The following is a 17,751-nucleotide window of genomic DNA, read 5'->3' as shown; positions in this document are numbered from 1 at the left end:
AATGCGCATCCCGGCGAGCACGTACCGACTCCAGATCACCGAGGACTTCGACCTGCTCGAAGCAGCGAAACGCCTCACCTACCTCCACGCCCTCGGCATCGACTGGGTCTACCTGTCTCCCCTGCTGTCGGCGGGCACCGGCTCGACCCACGGCTACGACGTCTCGGACCACTCAGCAATCGACCCCACCCGCGGACGGGGTGCCGGCCTTGCCGCCCTGGCGAACGAGGCCCACCGTCTTGGCATGGGGGTTCTGGTCGACATCGTCCCGAACCACGTCGGGGTGGCTCGTCCGTGGGAGAACCCCTGGTGGTGGCACGTCCTCACCCACGGCCAGTCCTCACCGTGGGCGAGCGCCTTCGACATCGACTGGGAGGCATCCGGGGGGAAGGTCCGCATCCCCGTCGTCGGCGACGACGACCTGAATCCCGACGGCACCGTCGCCAACCTGCGGGTACTGGCCGGAGAACTGCACTACCACGACAACCGTTACCCCCTCGCACCCGACTCCGGGGGACCCGACGACGACCCCTCCGCCGTGCACGGTCGGCAGCACTACGAACTGGTCAGCTGGCGCCGGGCCGACACCGACCTCAACTACCGACGCTTCTTCGCCGTCAACGACCTGGTCGCGATCCGGGTGGAGGACCCGGAGTGGTTCGCCCGCAGCCACGAGGAGATCCGAAGGTGGTTCACCGAGGGCCAGGTCGACGGGCTGCGGGTCGACCATCCCGACGGGCTCCGCGACCCGGTGCGCTACCTCGACGACCTGGCCGCGCTGACCACCACCGAGCGATCGCCCGAGGGTGCCTACGTGCTCGTCGAGAAGATCCTCGAGCCGGGCGAGGAACTGCCCACCGGTTGGGCCACCGCAGGAACCACCGGCTACGACCTGCTCGGTCTGGTCGACCGGGTGCTGGTCGACCCCCAGGGTATGCAAGCCCTCAGCGACCTCGAGGACGAGCTCCGCGGTCACCCCACCGACTGGCCGTCCCTGATCCATGACACCAAACGAACCGTGGCCGACACGATCCTCAACTCCGAGGTACGTCGTATCGCGCGCGACTCCGGTCTGCTCCACGCCCCTGACGGGCAGCACCAGGCGCCGGTCGACGAGGGTGAACTCATCGACGCCGTGGCCGAGCTGCTCGCCTGCTTCCCGGTCTACCGCAGCTACCTGCCGGAGGGGCGCGAACACCTCGAGCAGTGCTTCACCTCGGCTCGCGGCCGGCGCCCTGAGTTGGCCGACCTGTTCGACCGGTTGTCCGTGGTTCTCTTCGACGGGGCCTCCGGTGCTGCGCAGCGCTTCCAGCAGACCAGTGGCATGGTGATGGCCAAGGGTGTGGAGGACTGCGCCTTCTACCGGTGGGCGCGCCTCACGTCACTGAACGAGGTGGGCGGCGACCCCAGCGTGTTCGATGTCAGCCCCGACGACTTCCACGCTGCCCTGTTCTCGCGCCAGCAGCTCTGGCCGCACGCCATGAACGCCGGCACCACCCATGACACCAAGCGCGGTGAGGACGTGAGGGCACGGATCAGCGTGCTGGCCGAACGGCCACAGTGGTGGGCCGAGGTCGTGCGACGCCTCGACGGCCTGGCACCCATCCCCGACCAGGGGATGGCGAACCTGGTGTGGCAGGCCATCATCGGCGCGTGGCCAGCCACCCCTGACCCCACCTGGCGTGAGCGCCTGCACGGCTACGCCATGAAGGCCATGCGTGAGGCTGGGGAGCACACCACGTGGACCGCACCTGACGAGGCCTTCGAGGCAGCCGTGCACGCAGCAGTGGATGCCTGCTTCGACAACGGCGAGGTGGCCGACCTGCTGCAGGAGGCGGTCTCGCAGTTGGCCATCCCCGGGTTCAGCAATGCCCTGGCCGCCAAGCTGCTGACCATCTTCGCCCCGGGTGTCCCCGACGTGTACCAGGGGTCGGAACTGTGGGAGCAGTCGCTCGTGGACCCCGACAACCGTCGAAGTGTCGACTTCGACCAGCGTGAGAACGTGCTCGCGGGCATCCGGCTCGGTGACCGTCCCCGGCTCGCGGAACCAGCTGGCGACACCGACGCTGGTGAGGATGGCGCCGGCGACCCCGGGGCCGTCAAACTGCTCGTCAGCCACGTCGCCCTGACCACCCGCCGCGATCGTCCTGAACTGTTCACCGACTACTCGCCCCTGCACGCCGAGGGGGAGGCGAGTGAGCACGTGCTCGCGTTCAACCGTGGCGGGGCGGTGGCCGTGGTCACCCGACTGCCGCACGGTCTGCGCGAGCGCGGCGGGTTCGGCGACACCACCCTGCAGCTTCCCGGTGGCATGTGGGTCGACCTGCTCACCCACCGCACCGTCTCGGGCACGGTGGCGGTGGCTGACCTGCTCGACCAGCACCCGGTCGCGGTGCTGGTGCGGCCGCTGCCGCAACAGCTCAAGGACGGTCGGGGACGATTCGACGTGTGGGCACCCCGCGCCGAACGGGTGCGGCTCAGCGTCGGCGATCGGGTGCTCCCGATGACCCGTGGCAGTGACGACTGGTGGCGACTCGACGGTCCGGAACCCCAGGGGGAGGTCGACTACGGCTACGTGCTGGACGACGATCCGACGCCCCGTCCCGACCCGCGTTCCCGGCGTCAACCCGAGGGCGTGCACGGTCGCTCGCGCACCTTCGACGCCGCCAGTTTCGCCTGGTCGGACGACCACTGGCACGGACGCCCACTGGCGGGGTCCTCGGTGTACGAGTTGCACATCGGCACGTTCACCCCCGAGGGCACGCTCGACGCGGCCATCGGCCGGCTCGACCACCTGGTCGACCTGGGCATCGACATGGTCGAACTGATGCCCGTCAGCGCCTTCAACGGTGTGCACAACTGGGGCTACGACGGGGTGGCGTGGACGGCGGTCCATGAACCCTACGGTGGCCCGGTCGCCTACCAACGGTTCGTCGACGCTGCCCACGAGCGCGGGCTGGCGGTCGTGCAGGACGTGGTGCACAACCACTTCGGACCCTCAGGCAACTACCTGCCCCTGTTCGGCCCGTACCTGAAGGAGGGCGAGAGCCCGTGGGGTGCCCTGGTCAACCTCGACTCGGAAGGCTCCGACCAGGTGCGCCGGTTCATCCTGGACGGGGTGCGCATGTGGTTCACCGACATGCACGTCGACGGCCTGCGGCTCGATGCCGTGCACGCCCTCTCCGACGAATCCGAGGTGCACCTGCTCGAGGAGTTGGCCCTCGAGGCCGCGAACCTGTCGGCGCACCTGGGTCGTCCGCTCACCCTCATTGCCGAGTCGGACCTCAACGACATCACGCTGGTGACACCGCGTGAGGCCGGGGGAATGGGCGTCGACGCGCAGTGGTCCGATGACTTCCACCACGCGCTGCACGTCGCTCTGACCCGCGAGACCGACGGGTACTACGCCGATTTCGAACCGTTGGCGGCCCTGCAGAAGGTGCTCACCGGGGGCTTCTTCCACGACGGCTCGTTCTCGAGCTTCCGTGGACGTGAGCACGGCGCACCGATCGACACCTCCCGTGTGCCGGGGTGGCGACTCGTGGTCTGCAGCCAGAACCATGACCAGGTCGGCAACCGCGCCCACGGCGACCGCCTGACCGAGGCGCTCGACGACGACCAGTTGGCCGTCGCCGCCCTCGTGACCTTGGCCGGCCCCTTCACCCCCATGCTCTTCCAGGGGGAGGAGTGGGCGGCCAGCAGTCCCTTCCAGTTCTTCACCGACCACCCCGAGGACGACCTGGGACGAGCCGTGAGCGAGGGCCGACTCTCGGAGTTCTCGCGCATGGACTGGGACACCAAGCAGGTGCCCGACCCGCAGGACCCGGACACGTTCCTGCGGTCGAAGCTCGACTGGGACGAGGTGGGCGAGGGACGCCACGCCCGGATCCTCGAGTGCTACCGCAGGCTGCTCAGGCTGCGGCGGGCCCTGCCCGAGCTCACCGACCCCGACCTGCGCCACACGAGTTGCGAGATCGACGAGGACACGAGGGTGCTGCACCTGCGGCGTGGCGGGGTGAGTGTGGTCGTCAACTTCGGCGACCAGCCCGTGACGCTGCCCGTCGGTCGGGTGGGGGCCCTGCTCTTCAGCACGCCGGCGGGTGCCGAACTCGAGGGCGACGACGAGCATGGCGCCACGGTGCACCTGCCTGCCCACGCGGGCGCGATGCTCGCGTGAGCCCGACCGTCGGGCACCTGTGTCCATGGTCAGCCGGCATGTCGGGGGCGACTGGCAGGATGAAGCCATGACGATGGGACGAGCGCTGCTGGTGACCGGGCCCGAGGCCCTGCTGGCCGAACGGCATGTGGCCGCCCGGGTGCGTTCGGCCCGCAAGCAGGCGCCGGAGGCCGACCTGCACCAGGTCGAGGCGAGCTCGGTCGACGCGGGCACGTTCGCGGAACTGACGGGCGGTTCGCTGTTCGCCTCCGCGTCGATCGTGGTGCTCAACGACGTCTCTGGCCTGGACCAGTCATTGTTCGACCTGGTCGCTGCCACCGCAGCCGACCCGTCCGAGGAGTTGTGCCTGGTCATGACCCACCCGGGCGGGGTCAAGGGCAAGGGACTGCTCGACAAACTGAAGAAGGCCAAGGTCGAGACGATCGAGGCACCCGCGATCAAGACCTGGGAGTTGGGCAAGTTCGTCGAGAACGAGGCCAGACACGCGAAGTTGAGGCTCGAGGCCGGTGCGGCGCAGGCGCTGGTCGACGCCATCGGCAACGACCCGAGAGCGATTGCCGCCGCGGTCGTGCAGTTGTGCGACGACCTCGTCGACCAGACGTTGACCGTCGAGGCCGTGCAGACCTACTTCGGCGGACGAGCCGAGGTCACCAGTTTCGCCGTCGCCGACGACGTCATGGCCGGACGAACCGGTGACGCCCTCGAGAAGCTGCGGTGGGCCCTGGCGACCGGCGTGGCGCCCGTCCTGGTGACCAGTGCCCTGGCGAACTCGCTGCGAGGGCTGGGGAAGTACCACGACCTGCGCTCGTCCCGCCTCAACGACGGAGAGGTCGCACGCCAGATCGGTGTGCCGCCGTGGAAGGTGAAGGACCTGACCCGATTGTCACGCAGTTGGAGCCCGCGTGCCATCGCTCAGGCCGTGGTCGCGGTGGCCGAGGCTGACGGTGCGGTCAAGGGGATGGCTGCGGACGCCGACTTCGCCCTCGAGCAGATGCTGCTGGCGCTCGACCGAGCCCGCACCGCTCGCTAGCGCACCAGCCGGGTTCGGACACGCAGAACGCCCCCCGATCACCCAGACGGATCGGGGGGCGTTCTGCGTGTGAGAGGTACGACTGGCGGCCGTCAGCTGCCTGATGGCGCGCGGCCTGCCGTAGAACCCCGGGTGCTCAGGAGAGCTTGGCGGCAGCCGTCGAGATGGACGACTTGCGGTTGGCGGCCTGGTTGGCGTGGATGACGCCCTTGCTGGCTGCCTTGTCCAGCGCGCGGTTCGCGGCCTGGGCGAGGGTCTGGGCCTTCTCGGAGTCGCCGGCCTCGACAGCGTCACGGAAGCGGCGCACGTGGGTCTTGAGGGCCGACTTGACGGCCTTGTTGCGCTGACGCGCCTTCTCGTTGGTCTTGATGCGCTTCATCTGGGACTTGATGTTTGCCATCGGGCAGGCTCCAACTTTCGTGGTTCAGTGATCTGGGTGTGTGCGTGTCGCCGAGGCACACGCGCGAACAACAAAGTTACCAGTCCGGCCCTCCGCCCCCAAATCGAGACCCCCCGTGGGTGCCCTCACCCGGGCCGCCACCGTCCGCCGGTGCAGCGGCGCCAGGTGGCAGGGGTCCCGGGTACAGGGGAGCCCGGTGTCAGGGGCGCCATGTGAGAGACTGGGGAGCCGCGCCACTGGGCGCGTCCGTGTCTCGACTTCGACTGGATCTGCTGCATGCCCGCCTCCACCCACGTTCCGGCACCCGGCGCCACCCCGTCGGAGGTGATCAGGAACTTCTGCATCATCGCCCACATCGACCACGGCAAGTCCACGCTGGCCGACCGCATGCTGCAGTTGACCGAGGTCGTCGACGCCCGCAGCGCCCGTGCCCAGTACCTCGACCGGATGGACATCGAGCGCGAACGTGGGATCACCATCAAGTCGCAGGCCGTTCGGATGCCCTGGGATGTCGACGGGCGCACCCACGTGCTGAACATGATCGACACCCCGGGCCACGTCGACTTCACCTATGAGGTGTCCCGCTCACTGGCTGCCTGCGAGGGTGCCGTGCTGCTGGTCGACGCCGCCCAGGGCATTGAGGCCCAGACGTTGGCGAACCTGTACCTGGCCATCGAGGCCGACCTGCACATCATCCCGGTGCTCAACAAGATCGACCTGCCCAGTGCCAACCCCGACAAGTTCGCCGCGGAACTGGCCGGGATCATCGGCTGCGACCCCTCCGACGTGCTGCGGGTCTCGGCCAAGACCGGGGCGGGGGTGGCCGACCTGCTCGACGAGATCGTCCGACAGATCCCGGCACCGGTCGGCGATCCCACCGCTCCCGCCCGCGCCCTCATCTTCGACTCCGTCTACGACACCTACCGTGGGGTCGTCACCTATGTCCGCGTCGTCGACGGCGAACTCTCCCACCGTGAGCGCATCCTGATGATGTCGACCAAGGCCACCCACGAGGTGCTCGAGGTCGGCGTCATCTCGCCCGAGCCGATCAAGTCCCAGGCCATCGGGGTCGGCGAGGTGGGTTACCTGATCACCGGTGTGAAGGACGTGCGCCAGTCCCGCGTCGGCGACACCGTCACCCTGTCGACCCGTCCCGCCACCCAGGACCTCGGAGGGTACAAGCACCCCAATCCGATGGTCTTCGCCGGGCTCTACCCCATCGACGGGGACGACTTCCCCGAACTGCGCGAGGCCCTCGACAAGCTGCAGCTCAACGATGCCGCGCTCACCTACGAGCCGGAGACCTCCGGGGCGCTGGGGTTCGGGTTCCGGGTCGGGTTCCTGGGCCTGCTGCACATGGAGATCGTCCGCGAACGACTCGAACGTGAGTTCAACCTCGACCTGATCTCGACCGCCCCCAACGTCGTCTACCGCGTGGTGATGGAGGACGGCACCGAGCACACCGTCACCAACCCCTCGGAATACCCCGAGGGCAAGATCGCCGAGGTGTACGAGCCGATGATCCGGGCCACCCTGTTGGCGCCGGCGGAGTACATCGGCACCATCCTGGAGCTGTGCCAGACCCGGCGCGGCATCCAGTTGGGTCTGGACTACCTGTCGGAAGACCGCGTCGAGATCCGCTACCGCCTGCCGTTGGGTGAGATCGTCTTCGACTTCTTCGACGCGCTGAAGTCGCGGACGAAGGGCTACGCCTCCCTCGACTACGACGCCGACGGGGAGGCCTCGTCCGACCTGGTGAAGGTCGACATCCTGCTGCACGGTGACCCGGTCGACGCGTTCTCGGCCATCGTCCACAAGGACAAGGCCTACGCCTACGGGGTGGCCATGGCCGCCAAGCTGAAGGAGCTCATCCCGCGCCAGCAGTTCGAGGTGCCCATCCAGGCCGCCATCGGTGCCCGGGTCATCGCCCGCGAGACGATCCGTGCCATGCGCAAGGACGTGCTCGCCAAGTGCTACGGCGGCGACATCAGCCGCAAGCGCAAGCTCCTGGAGAAGCAGAAGGAGGGCAAGAAGCGGATGAAGATGGTCGGACGCGTCGAGGTGCCCCAGGAGGCCTTCGTGGCCGCCCTGCAGACCGGCGAGGGCAGCGGCAAGGACAAGGACAAGAAGCAGGGCTGATGGCCCGCTCGTGGCTGCCGGTGACTACTTGATGCCCGAGGTCTCGACCCCGGCCACCAACCAGCGCTGCAGGAAGAGGAACACCACCACCACCGGTACGACGGCGACGAGCGCCCCGGCGAACAGTTCGGGGTACTTCACCCCCTGCGAGGTCATGAACTGACTCAGGGTCAGCTGGATGGTGCGGGTGTTGTCGCGAGCGATCAGCAGGGGCCACAGGAACGCGTTCCACGCCCCGATGAACGTGATCGTGCCCACCGCCCCGATGATGCCCATCGAGTTCGGCACCACCACTCGCCAGAAGGTCGACCACGGGTTCGCGCCGTCGATGGCGGCGGCTTCCTCGAGTTCCGCGGGGAAGGTGAGGAAGCTCTGCCGGAACAGGTAGACCGCGAAGGCCGAGAACATCACCGGGACGACCAGACCGGGCAGCGAGTCGACCCAGCCGAGCTGGGAGGTCATCACGAAGGTGGGCAGGAAGGTGACCGCCGCAGGCACCATCAGGGTGAACAGGGTCACGCCCGTCAGCACCCGACCGAGCCGGTTGTCGAGTCGGGCCAGGGCGTAGCCGGCCAACAGGGCGATCACCACGGTGAGCACCGTCTGCCCGACCGACTGCAGGGCCGAGTGCCACAACGACCCCACGATGTCGAGTTGCTCGTCGGCGAACATTCGGCCCAGCACCCCGACGTCCCAGTTCTTGGGGATCCACTGCCAGCGGGCAGCGACGATCGTCGAGTTGTCACTGAACGCGTTGCGCACGATCACGTAGAACGGCAGCAGGAACAGCACCGCGAGCACCACCAACAGCAGGTAGCGCAGGCCGCGGGTGAGACGTGAGCTGCGCGAGCCGACCATGCTCATGGTCGCGACCCCCTCATCGTCCCGGACTCCTTGCGCTCGCTTCGGCCCAGCAGCCAGTTCTGCGCCAGACCGAAGATCACGATCAGGGCGGTGACGATCATGGTGCCCGCCCCGCCAAGGCCCAGATCTGCCTGCGAACCGCCCAGGCTGAGCAGGTAGAGGTGCACCAGCGGGGGCCGCGCGAAGGTCGGGTAGGACCCGATCGCCCCGAACAGGTTGAAGAACTCGTCGAACGCCTGGAAGGCGCTGATCAGCAGCAGCATCAGCACGGCCACCGTGGTCGTCCGCAACTGCGGCAAGGTGATCCAGCGCAGCTTGCGCCAACCCGTGGCGCCATCGATGGCGGCCGCCTCGTAGGTGTCCTGGGGGATGCGGTTGAGTCCGGCGATGATCAGGATCATGTAGAAGCCGACCTGCAGCCACAATCGCAGGCTGATCACCACGAACCAGTACCAGTAGTTGTCGCCGCCCAGCAGCCACGCCTTGTTCTCACCGCCGACGCTGCGCAGCAGCGAGTTGGCCAACCCGAACCGCGCGCCGTTGAAGAAGCTCAACCGCCACACCATGGCTGCCACGACGTACGAGACCGCCGTCGGGATGAAGAAGACGGAGCGGAAGAAGGCTCGTCCGACCCTGACACCGTCGAGCAGCAGGGCGAGGCCGAGCGAGCAGACATAGGTGACGGGCACGATGAAGGCTGCGAACAGCACGAAGGTGCCGATCGACGAGCGGAACATCGGGTCGCCCAGCAGGTAGCGATAGTTGGCCAGACCCACGAACTTCGTGGGATGCACGGTCGCGCGCGCGTCGAAGAACGACAGGTAGGCCGACCACCCGATCGGGATGTAGACGAAGACCAACAACCCGGCAACGAAGGGGAGCGCGAAGGCCAGGAACCAGAGGTTGCGCCCCTGGTTCCCGGCGATCCTGTTCCACGCGCTGACCGGACGGGGCCGCTGCCCGTTCGGCAGCAGCCCCGTCTGCGGTCGACCTTCGCTGGTCAGCTCGCTCATCAGCCCTTGAGGCGCTTGAGTTCGTCCTTGGCCTTCTGGGCGACCGAGGCGAACTCCTTGGCCGGGTCGGCACCCTTGGTGATGACGTTCGACACCGCCGCACCGTAGGCCTCGCCCAAGGCCCCCGACCACATGATGTCGTTGGTGAATCCGTTGTCGGCCACGAACTTCGCAGCGTCGGCGCCGGGACCCGAGGCCAGCTTGTCGGCCTTGGCGACCAGCGAGAGCTTGGCCGGGATGTGGGTGCCGTAGGAGTTGGCGAAGTCGACCTGGTCGTCGTCGTTGTCGATCCACAGCCACTTGACGAACGCCTTGGCCGCGTCGATGTTCTTGCCCTTGGCCGCGACGCACGAGCCGAACGCGCCGAACGGCACCGCGGGCCGACCGGACGAACCGATGGCGGGGAAGGCGATCACGCCGAAGTCGTCACCCAGCGCCTTCTGGATGTCGGGCATCGACCACAGGCCACCCCACTGCATGGCCGTCTCGCCCTGCGCGAAGGGGGTGCCGTCGTACCAGTCCTTCGAGGCGGCCTTCAACAGTCCCTTGCCGTTCTTGTAGAAGTCGCCGTAGGCCTTCAGCCCGTCGTAGAAGTTCTGGTTGATGAACGTGGCCTCGGTGCGATCGGCGTTGAGCTGCTCGTTGCCAGAGGCCCAGATGAAGATGGTGCCCAGCACACCCAGACCGCCGTCGTTGCCGGCGAAGAAGCCACCCATGTCGCCGGTGGCGACGGCGTTCGCCACGTCGACCAGTTCGGTGAGGGTCTTGGGGGGCTGCTTGCCGGCCTTCTCGAGCACTGACTTGCGGTAGTAGAGCAACTGCATGTCGATGACCTGCGGGATGCCGTAGATCTTGCCCTCGAAGGTGAAGCGGTCGACAACCTTGGGGTTGAACTGGTCCTTGACCGAGTCGAAGATGTCGTTGAGGTCGACGATCTGCTTGCCCTGGATCATGTCGAGTGATCCACCCTGCTCGGCCTCGAAGACGTCTGGCACGTCGTTGGTCAGCAGTGTCGCGGACAGCTTCTTGTTGTAGTCACCGACGTTCCAGGTGACCTTCACGGTGGCATCGGGGTAGGCGGCCGCGTACTTCTGGACTGCCTCCTTCACCCCGGCCTCGCCGTACTCGTGGTACCACTGCTGCAGGGTGACCTTGGCGCCGCCCGAGCTGGCTCCCGAGGCAGCCGACGTGCCCGCCGACGAGGGAGCGGTCGAGGAGCCGATGCCGCCGGAGTTGCTTCCGCAGGCGGCGAGGGTGGCCAGGGCGGCGATTCCGCCAGTGGCGCCGAGAATGGAGCGACGAGACAGGTTCATGAGGCCCACCTTAGGACTCGGTTGTGACAGTTGCTCCCCTGTTCGCTGTGGGAGTGCCGATCGTGACCTCGCCGAGACCGGGGGCGTACCCTCACGCGGTGAAGGTCATCACCCGAGTTCGATGGTTCGTCCGACCAGCACCATGCCCCATTGGTGCCCGAACCCCCCCGCCGCAAGGTCTCTACAGTTGACCCCATGCCCTCCTCGCTGCCTGACGGTGAACCCGTCCCCTCCGACGGATCGCTCCCGGCGGAGGCGCTCGCCGAACTGGGCGAGGGTGCGCACGGGTTGTCGTTCTACCTGCACGTGCCGTTCTGCTCGTCGCGCTGCGGCTACTGCGATTTCAACACCTACACGCCCTCCGAGCTGGGTGGGCTGTCGATGGCCGACTACTTGGTCGCCGCTCACCGCGAGATCGACCTGGCGGCCCGGGTGCTGCCGGACGACCGTCCGAGGTTGCAGTCGGTCTTCATCGGCGGCGGCACTCCGTCACTGCTCTCGTCCGACCAGTACGGCGAGTTGCTGGGGCATCTGCGTGACGTCTTCGGGTTCGCGGATGGGTGTGAGGTCACGAGCGAGGCCAATCCCGAGTCCGCCAGCCCTGGCCTGCTGGAAGCCATGCTCGAGGCAGGCGTCAACCGGCTCAGCCTGGGCATGCAGTCCGCTCGACCGCACGTCCTTCAGGTGTTGGAGCGGGTGCACACTCCCGGACGCGCGCTCGAGGTGGTGGCCGATGCCCGGGCCGCCGGGTTCCAAGACATCTCCCTCGACCTGATCATGGGCACACCGGGGGAGTCACTCGACGACTGGCGAGCCTCGCTCGAGGCTGTCCTCGGGGCCGGGGTCGACCATGTCAGCGCGTACTCGCTGATCGTCGAACCCGGCACCCGCTTCGCCAGGCAGGTCGAGCAGGGCAACCTCCCGCTCCCCGACGAGGACGACCTCGCCGACAAGTACTTGCTCACCGAGCACCTGCTCACCGGTGCCGGTTTCGAGAACTACGAGGTCTCGAACTGGGCCCGCCCCCGCGCAGGACGATTGCACCGCTCCGAACACAACCTCGCCTACTGGCGTGGCGACCACTGGTGGGGCATCGGGCCGGGCGCGCACTCCCACGTGGGCGGGGTGCGCTGGTGGAACGTCAAACATCCGCGCACCTACGCCAAGGCCCTGCACGAGGGAAGATCCCCGGGCGCAGGCCGGGAGCTGCTGACTCCTGAGGAGCGTCGCACCGAGCGGGTGCTACTGGAACTGCGGATCGCCGACGGACTGCCTCTGTCGGTGCTGACCGCTGCCGAGCGCGAACGCGTGGCCGACCCGCTGGCGCGAGGGCTCGCGATCGTCCGGTCAGGCGCGGGGCCTGAGGCGGAGGATCGGTTGGTGCTCACCCTGCAGGGCCGACTGCTCGCCGACGCGGTGATCCGGGACCTGCTCGACTGAGCGGCGGCCGGTAGGCTCGGGAAGCGTGACTTCCCCCACGTCCCACCCCTTTGACCGCTACGGCAACGACGTGCTCGCCGCACCCCGCGAGAAGCCCAAGCCGCGTGAACTGCCGCTGGCCCGCGACCTGGTGCTCGAGGTGCCCGGCTCCTTCACGGGTGCAGTGGTGGGGTGGGAGAACGGGCTCGTGCTGCTCGAGGACCGCAAGGGGAAGCAGCGGGCCTTCCCCGTCGGGGGCACCTTCTGGGTCGACGGCAAGCCTGTCGCGGTGCGCATCCCCCCTCGGGTGGGGACATCGAAGCCCACCCACACGGCGTCGGGATCGCGGGCCAGTGTGACCACGGCGAAGGTTGCCCTGCCCAGCCGCATCTACGTCGAGGGCCGCCACGACGCCGAACTCGTCGAGAAGGTCTGGGGTGACGACCTGCGCCACGTCGGCGTTGTGGTCGAGTACCTGGGCGGCATCGACGACCTGCCCGGCATCATCGGTGAGTTCCGACCCGAGTCCGGACGACGCCTCGGCGTGCTCGTCGACCACCTGGTGGCCGGGTCGAAGGAGTCACGGATCGCCAGGGAGTGCATGAAGTCGGGTTACGGGGACTTCCTGATGATCACCGGTCACGCCTACATCGACATCTGGCAGGCGATCAAGCCCAGCAGTCTGGGGTTCAAGGCCTGGCCCGCCGTTCCCATGGACGAGGACTGGAAGAAGGGGACGCTCAAGCGACTCGGCCAACCGCATGCCGAACAGGCCGACGTGGCCCGCGCCTGGCAGGCGATGCTGGCCAGGGTCAGTTCCTTCCGGGACCTCGACTCCCGGCTCAACACCGAGGTCGAGAAGTTGATCGACTTCGTGACCGCCGATCACCTCGGCACCCTCGACCAGTGACCACCCCCTCCACAGGCGATGAGCCCTCGACGAGTGATCAGAAGGAAGCAGAGAAAGAGCGCATGACGATCCCCAGCACCCAGGCCGTACTCGAGCAGATCCGGCAGGTGGCTGACGAGGTGATCCGCCCCCGGTGGCGCAACCTCGGCGCTGGCGAGGTGGACGAGAAGCGCCCCGGTGACCTGGTCACCATCGCCGACCGGGAGTCCGAGGAACGGCTCACGGCCTGGCTGCGGGAGGTTGCACCGGGCGCGCTGGTGGTGGGGGAGGAGGCCGTCTTCGCCAACCCCGACCTACCTCGTGGTCTGGTGGATGCCGACCTGGCCTACACCGTCGACCCGGTCGACGGCACCCGCAACTTTGCCGCCGGCAGTCCCGACTACGCCGTGATGGTCGCCGAGGTGCGCCGTGGTGTCACCACCCGGTCGTGGATCCTGCAACCCGAACACGGGCGAGCCTTCGTCGCCGAACTGGGTGCCGGGGCCACCCTCAACGGGCAGCCGCTCACCGCGCTCAGGGCGAGCGACCAGCCCAGTGGGATGTCGTCGCGGCGCGAACTCCATGGCATCTCCGTCGCCGAGGGTTGGCCCGAGGTCACCGAGACAGCCCTGTGTTGCGGCATCGACTACCCGATGCTCGCCCTCGGCGAGATCGACTTCATCTGCTACTGGAACCTCAACCCGTGGGACCACCTGCCCGGCGCCCTGTTGATCCGTGAGTTGGGCGGCAGCGTGAGCCTGCTGGACGGATCCGACTACGGCATCGAACTCGACCAGCACGGGCTGGTGGTGGCAGCCTCGTCGGACGTGGCGGCCACCGTGCTCGCCCGGTGGCGCCCGCGGGCCTGACGGTCCCTGACGCCAGCCAGCCCCAGGTCAACCAGCCCCAGGTCAACCAGCCCCGGATCAGCCAAGCGCGACGGTCAGCCAGCCAGGTGCGACCAGCGGGTCGACAGTTCTTCCCACGGTCCCTCGGCGGCGATCTCCCCGTCGACCATGACCACCACCCGGTCGGCCCGGGCGAGGGCTGCTCGCTTCGAGGTGGCGCCGACCACGGTCGCCGAGCGGTGGCGGAGCGCCTCCCACAGTTCGACCTCCGTCCTCGCGTCGAGGGCGGACGAGACGTCGTCGGCCAGCAGCAGTTCCGCGTCGGCAGCCAGAGCCCGTGCCAGCGCCAGTCGCTGCACCTGGCCACCCGACAACCGGACGCCACGGTGACCCACCATGGCGGTGGGGCCACCCGCGTCCTCCACGTCGGGCGTCAGCCGGGCGTCGGAGACAGGCGCGTCGAACGCGCGGGTGAAGCCCAACTGCACGTTGTCGGCGAACGTGCCCGACATGACGCGCGGCACCTGGGCCACGTAGGCGACCTGGCCGGGGCGCATGAACAACTCTGCGTCGCCCACGACCTGCCCGTTCCAGAGCACCTCTCCGGAGTAGTCAATCAGGCCGGCGAGAGTGCGCAGCAGGCTCGACTTGCCCGAACCCACCTGACCCAGCAGCAACACCAGTTCGCCGCGACGCACGGTCAGTGAGACGTTCTCGACGCCGACCGTACCGTCCTCATGGATGGCGGTGACGTCGCGGACACTGAGCACCTCGAGTGGGATCTGCTCGACCGGGGGAGCGGCCGGTGCCTCCCCCGTCTCGAGGTCGACACCATCGGGCACCGTCATCAGGTCGACACCGCCGGCCATCTTCTGGGTCGCCACCTGCCAGGAACGGGTACCGGGTGCCTCGGTGACGACGGCGCCGGCGACTCGTCCGAACCACTCGAATCCGTTGAGGGCGTTGACCACCAGCAGGGCAGTCGCCAGCCCCCACCAGCCGCCGACCACGGCAGCCCACACGACCACCACGCCGACCTTGATCATCACCACGGGCACCGCGTCCAGCACAGCCTGCACGTGGTGCTCGCGGACGGCCGCGTCGACACGCCCGGAGTCCACCTTGAGCAGGTGGGCGTGCACCTCGGGGGTGCGTCCCGCCAGCTTCACGGTGCGAGCCGACTCGAGGGTCGAGACGAGGGCTCGCCCGAAGGTGGCCCGCATGGCCGACGCCCTGGTCGCCGTACGCCCCGCGATCGGACGACCGATGGCCGAGGCCAGGGTGGCCGCAACCACGACAGCGAACAGCACCAGCCCGGCAACCGGGTTGGAGGCTGCGATCGCGGTCACGACCACCACCACCAGGCCGTTGATGAAGTCGACCCAACGGTCGGCATAGCGGGCGTACCGGTCGGAGTCCATGGCACGCGCGACGACCTCACCGGCGGGCACCTTCTCGAGTCGGTGCTGGGCGGTCTGGCCCACGAGCACCGCCAACCGGACCCGCAACAGCACCTCGATCCACCAGCGCGGATAACGGGCGATCCCCTCGGAGAGCATGACCGGGCCGGCGAAGACCATCACGACGAGTGCTGCCAGCCACCACCACGGCTGCTGGCCAGCCGCGACCTGCTCGACGGCGTGTCCCCAGGCGAAGCCAGTGAGGGCGCCAGCCGACCCGGTCAGGGACACCCCCAGGAACAGCCCCACCGAGAGAAGGCCCCACTCTGGGCGCACCGTGAGCGCACTCCAGATGCCGCGGGCCAGGCTCGGGCCCGTCTCGACCGCTGCCCGCGCGAGCACCTCGCGGCGTCGGCGTGCCGACCCGACGGACTCCACCAGCGACCCGTTGGCGTGGGCGGCAGCGTGTTCGGCCCCCGCCTGGGGCAGGGCCACCGGGCGGGCATCGTCCGGCTCGTCGACGCCGACGCCAGCGCTACCGGCCGATCGCAACAGGTCACGGAAGGGGCCCTCGGTGCGGCTGAGGGCAGTCTGTGACCCGAACTGGACGAGTTCGCCCGCCCTCATCACCGCCACCAGGTCGGCGCGGGCGATGGTCGACAGACGGTGGGCCACGAGCAGACCGGTGCGTCCGCGCAGCAGTCGGTCGCTGGCGGCGACGACGCGGTGCTCGGTGAGGGGGTCCATGCGGGCGGTTGCCTCGTCCAGCACGACCACGTGCACGTCGCGGATCAGCAGCCGCGCGAACGCCACCAGTTGTTCCTCACCGGCCGACAGGGTGGTGCCGCCCGGCCCGAGCAGGGTGTCGAGTCCTTGGTCGAGTCCGGCCACCCAGTCGGTGAGCCCGAGTTCGTCGATCACCTCGACGACACGTCGGCGGGGCAGGTCGGCGAACAGGGTGATGTTCTCGGCGAGCGTGCCCGCGAGGATCTCGGTGCGTTGGGTGACCACACCCACCTGGCGGCGAAGGTTCTGCAGATCCAGGTCGAGCACGTCCACACCGCCCAGCAGCACCATGCCGGGGCTGGGTTCCACCGCCCTCGAGATCAGCGAGGCGAGGGTTGACTTGCCCGATCCGGAGCGTCCCACGAGCGCGAGGGTCTGGCCCGCAGGCACGTGCAGGTCGATGTCGCGCAGCGCGAACGTGCCCTCGTCATAGGCGAAGGTGAGATGGCGGAACTCGAGGTCGACCTCGTCGGACTCGATCTGGCGACCACCCACGGGCTCGGGCTGCAGGGCCATCATCTGCCGCAGCCGTGCGACGGCACCCAGCCCGGCCTGGATGTCGGGCATCTGCTCGGCGACGAACCCCACCACGCCCACGAACTGGGTGGTGATCAGGAACAGGGTGACCAGCTGGGCCACCGAGGTGTGGCCCCGGGTGGCCATCGTCGCGCCGATCACCGCCACGGCCGCGAGCAGCGCGTTGAGCAGGATGATGCCGCGCAGCAGGATCTTCTTCTCCAGGTCGAGCACGGCCTTGAACTTGCGGTGCACGTCGGCCGAGAGCTGCGCGAGTCGGCGGATGGCGAACGACTGACCCAGGCTGGTGCGCAGGTCGTCCCGACCCGCGATGCCCTCCTCGAGGGCGGCGGCATGGTCGGTCCACGCGGCCTCCTCGACGATCTTGCGTTCCTGGATGGGCTTGAGCAGTGAGCGCATGCCCAGCCAGGTGAGCGCCGCGAAGCCGGGGAACATGAACCAGGCCGGCCACCACGTGAGTCCGGCGATGATCCACATCGGCACGGCCCCGAAGAGGGCACGCAGCACCATCCACGACTGCCAGCGCATCAGGTTGCCGACCTCGCGGGTGTCGTCGTCGACACGGTCGAGCACCTCACCGACGGCCTGCTCGCCGAGGTGGGCCAGCGGCTGGTTGAGGGCAGCATCGAGGAGGTCTCGACGAAGCCCGCCCTCGACCCGGTCGATCTCGCCGAACCACAGGTATCGACCGGACATGTCGAGGATCGAGCCGCCGATCATGGCGATGGCGAGCCAGCGGACGACCTGCCAGCTGGGCTGCTGGGCCACCTGGCCGGCGAAGACATTGCCGAGGACCATCGCGAGCGAGCCGATGGCGAGCACGATCAGCGCCACGGTGTTCACCGGCGTGACGAGGCGCCGCCAGTCGACGGTGCGGGTGGTGGAATCGGTGACGATCGCCGCGATGGGCGCGGTGCTGGTGCTGGTGCTCATGGC

11 protein-coding genes are annotated in these 17,751 nt (G+C 68.5%); 6 read left to right on the top strand and 5 right to left on the bottom strand.

The features are described from left to right. Window position 1: 1 nt before the first annotated feature. Together treY and holA are read left to right on the top strand one after the other, a co-directional pair. On the top strand, window positions 2-4,177 hold the full coding sequence (treY, locus tag H507_RS18290) for a malto-oligosyltrehalose synthase (protein WP_245558888.1): 4,176 nt from the start codon (window positions 2-4) through the stop codon (window positions 4,175-4,177). Between the two features lie 67 nt (window positions 4,178-4,244). After that, entirely contained in the window at window positions 4,245-5,207 is a 963-nt protein-coding gene (gene holA, locus H507_RS0109930) for a DNA polymerase III subunit delta (RefSeq protein WP_022910567.1), read from the top strand. A gap of 136 nt (window positions 5,208-5,343) precedes the next feature. Here the strand turns inward: holA and rpsT are convergent, their stop codons facing one another. Beyond that, window positions 5,344-5,607 (bottom strand): 30S ribosomal protein S20, encoded by a 264-nt coding sequence (rpsT, locus tag H507_RS0109925; protein WP_022910566.1) that lies wholly within the window; start codon window positions 5,605-5,607, stop codon window positions 5,344-5,346. A gap of 276 nt (window positions 5,608-5,883) precedes the next feature. Between rpsT and lepA the strand changes: the two genes are divergently transcribed. After that, a complete protein-coding gene (gene lepA, locus H507_RS0109920; RefSeq protein ID WP_022910565.1) occupies window positions 5,884-7,746 on the top strand; it encodes a translation elongation factor 4 in 1,863 nt (620 codons plus the stop codon). A 24-nt stretch (window positions 7,747-7,770) separates the two neighbouring features. On the opposite strand, the gene H507_RS0109915 is transcribed toward lepA, so the two are convergent. Genes H507_RS0109915 through H507_RS0109905 form a run of 3 tightly spaced genes read right to left on the bottom strand, consistent with a single transcriptional unit; the run spans window position 7,771 to window position 10,936 of the window. Continuing rightward, on the bottom strand, window positions 7,771-8,604 hold the full coding sequence (locus H507_RS0109915) for a carbohydrate ABC transporter permease (protein WP_026378066.1): 834 nt from the start codon (window positions 8,602-8,604) through the stop codon (window positions 7,771-7,773). A gap of 2 nt (window positions 8,605-8,606) precedes the next feature. After that, a complete protein-coding gene (locus H507_RS0109910; RefSeq protein ID WP_022910563.1) occupies window positions 8,607-9,623 on the bottom strand; it encodes a carbohydrate ABC transporter permease in 1,017 nt (338 codons plus the stop codon). Then, on the bottom strand, window positions 9,623-10,936 hold the full coding sequence (locus H507_RS0109905) for an ABC transporter substrate-binding protein (protein WP_022910562.1): 1,314 nt from the start codon (window positions 10,934-10,936) through the stop codon (window positions 9,623-9,625). Before H507_RS0109905 ends, H507_RS0109910 begins: the two co-directional genes overlap by 1 nt. Window positions 10,937-11,131: 195 nt before the next feature. On the opposite strand from H507_RS0109905, the gene hemW reads away from it, so the two are divergent. The 3 genes from hemW (at window position 11,132) to H507_RS16010 (ending at window position 14,113) form a co-directional block, all read left to right on the top strand. Further along, window positions 11,132-12,376 (top strand): radical SAM family heme chaperone HemW, encoded by a 1,245-nt coding sequence (gene hemW, locus H507_RS0109900; RefSeq protein WP_022910561.1) that lies wholly within the window; start codon window positions 11,132-11,134, stop codon window positions 12,374-12,376. A gap of 25 nt (window positions 12,377-12,401) precedes the next feature. Next, entirely contained in the window at window positions 12,402-13,265 is an 864-nt protein-coding gene (locus H507_RS0109895) for a DUF3097 family protein (protein WP_026378064.1), read from the top strand. Window positions 13,266-13,327: 62 nt separating this feature from the next. Next, on the top strand, window positions 13,328-14,113 hold the full coding sequence (locus tag H507_RS16010) for an inositol monophosphatase family protein (RefSeq protein WP_022910559.1): 786 nt from the start codon (window positions 13,328-13,330) through the stop codon (window positions 14,111-14,113). A 74-nt stretch (window positions 14,114-14,187) separates the two neighbouring features. Here the strand turns inward: H507_RS16010 and H507_RS0109885 are convergent, their stop codons facing one another. Continuing rightward, entirely contained in the window at window positions 14,188-17,748 is a 3,561-nt protein-coding gene (locus H507_RS0109885) for an ATP-binding cassette domain-containing protein (RefSeq protein WP_022910558.1), read from the bottom strand. Window positions 17,749-17,751: the final 3 nt, after the last annotated feature.

The sequence above is a fragment of the Aestuariimicrobium kwangyangense DSM 21549 genome (assembly GCF_000421525.1).
GTDB lineage: Bacteria > Actinomycetota > Actinomycetes > Propionibacteriales > Propionibacteriaceae > Aestuariimicrobium > Aestuariimicrobium kwangyangense.
Note: the sequence above shows the minus strand (reverse complement) of the source record. Positions and strands in the feature narration are given on the sequence as shown.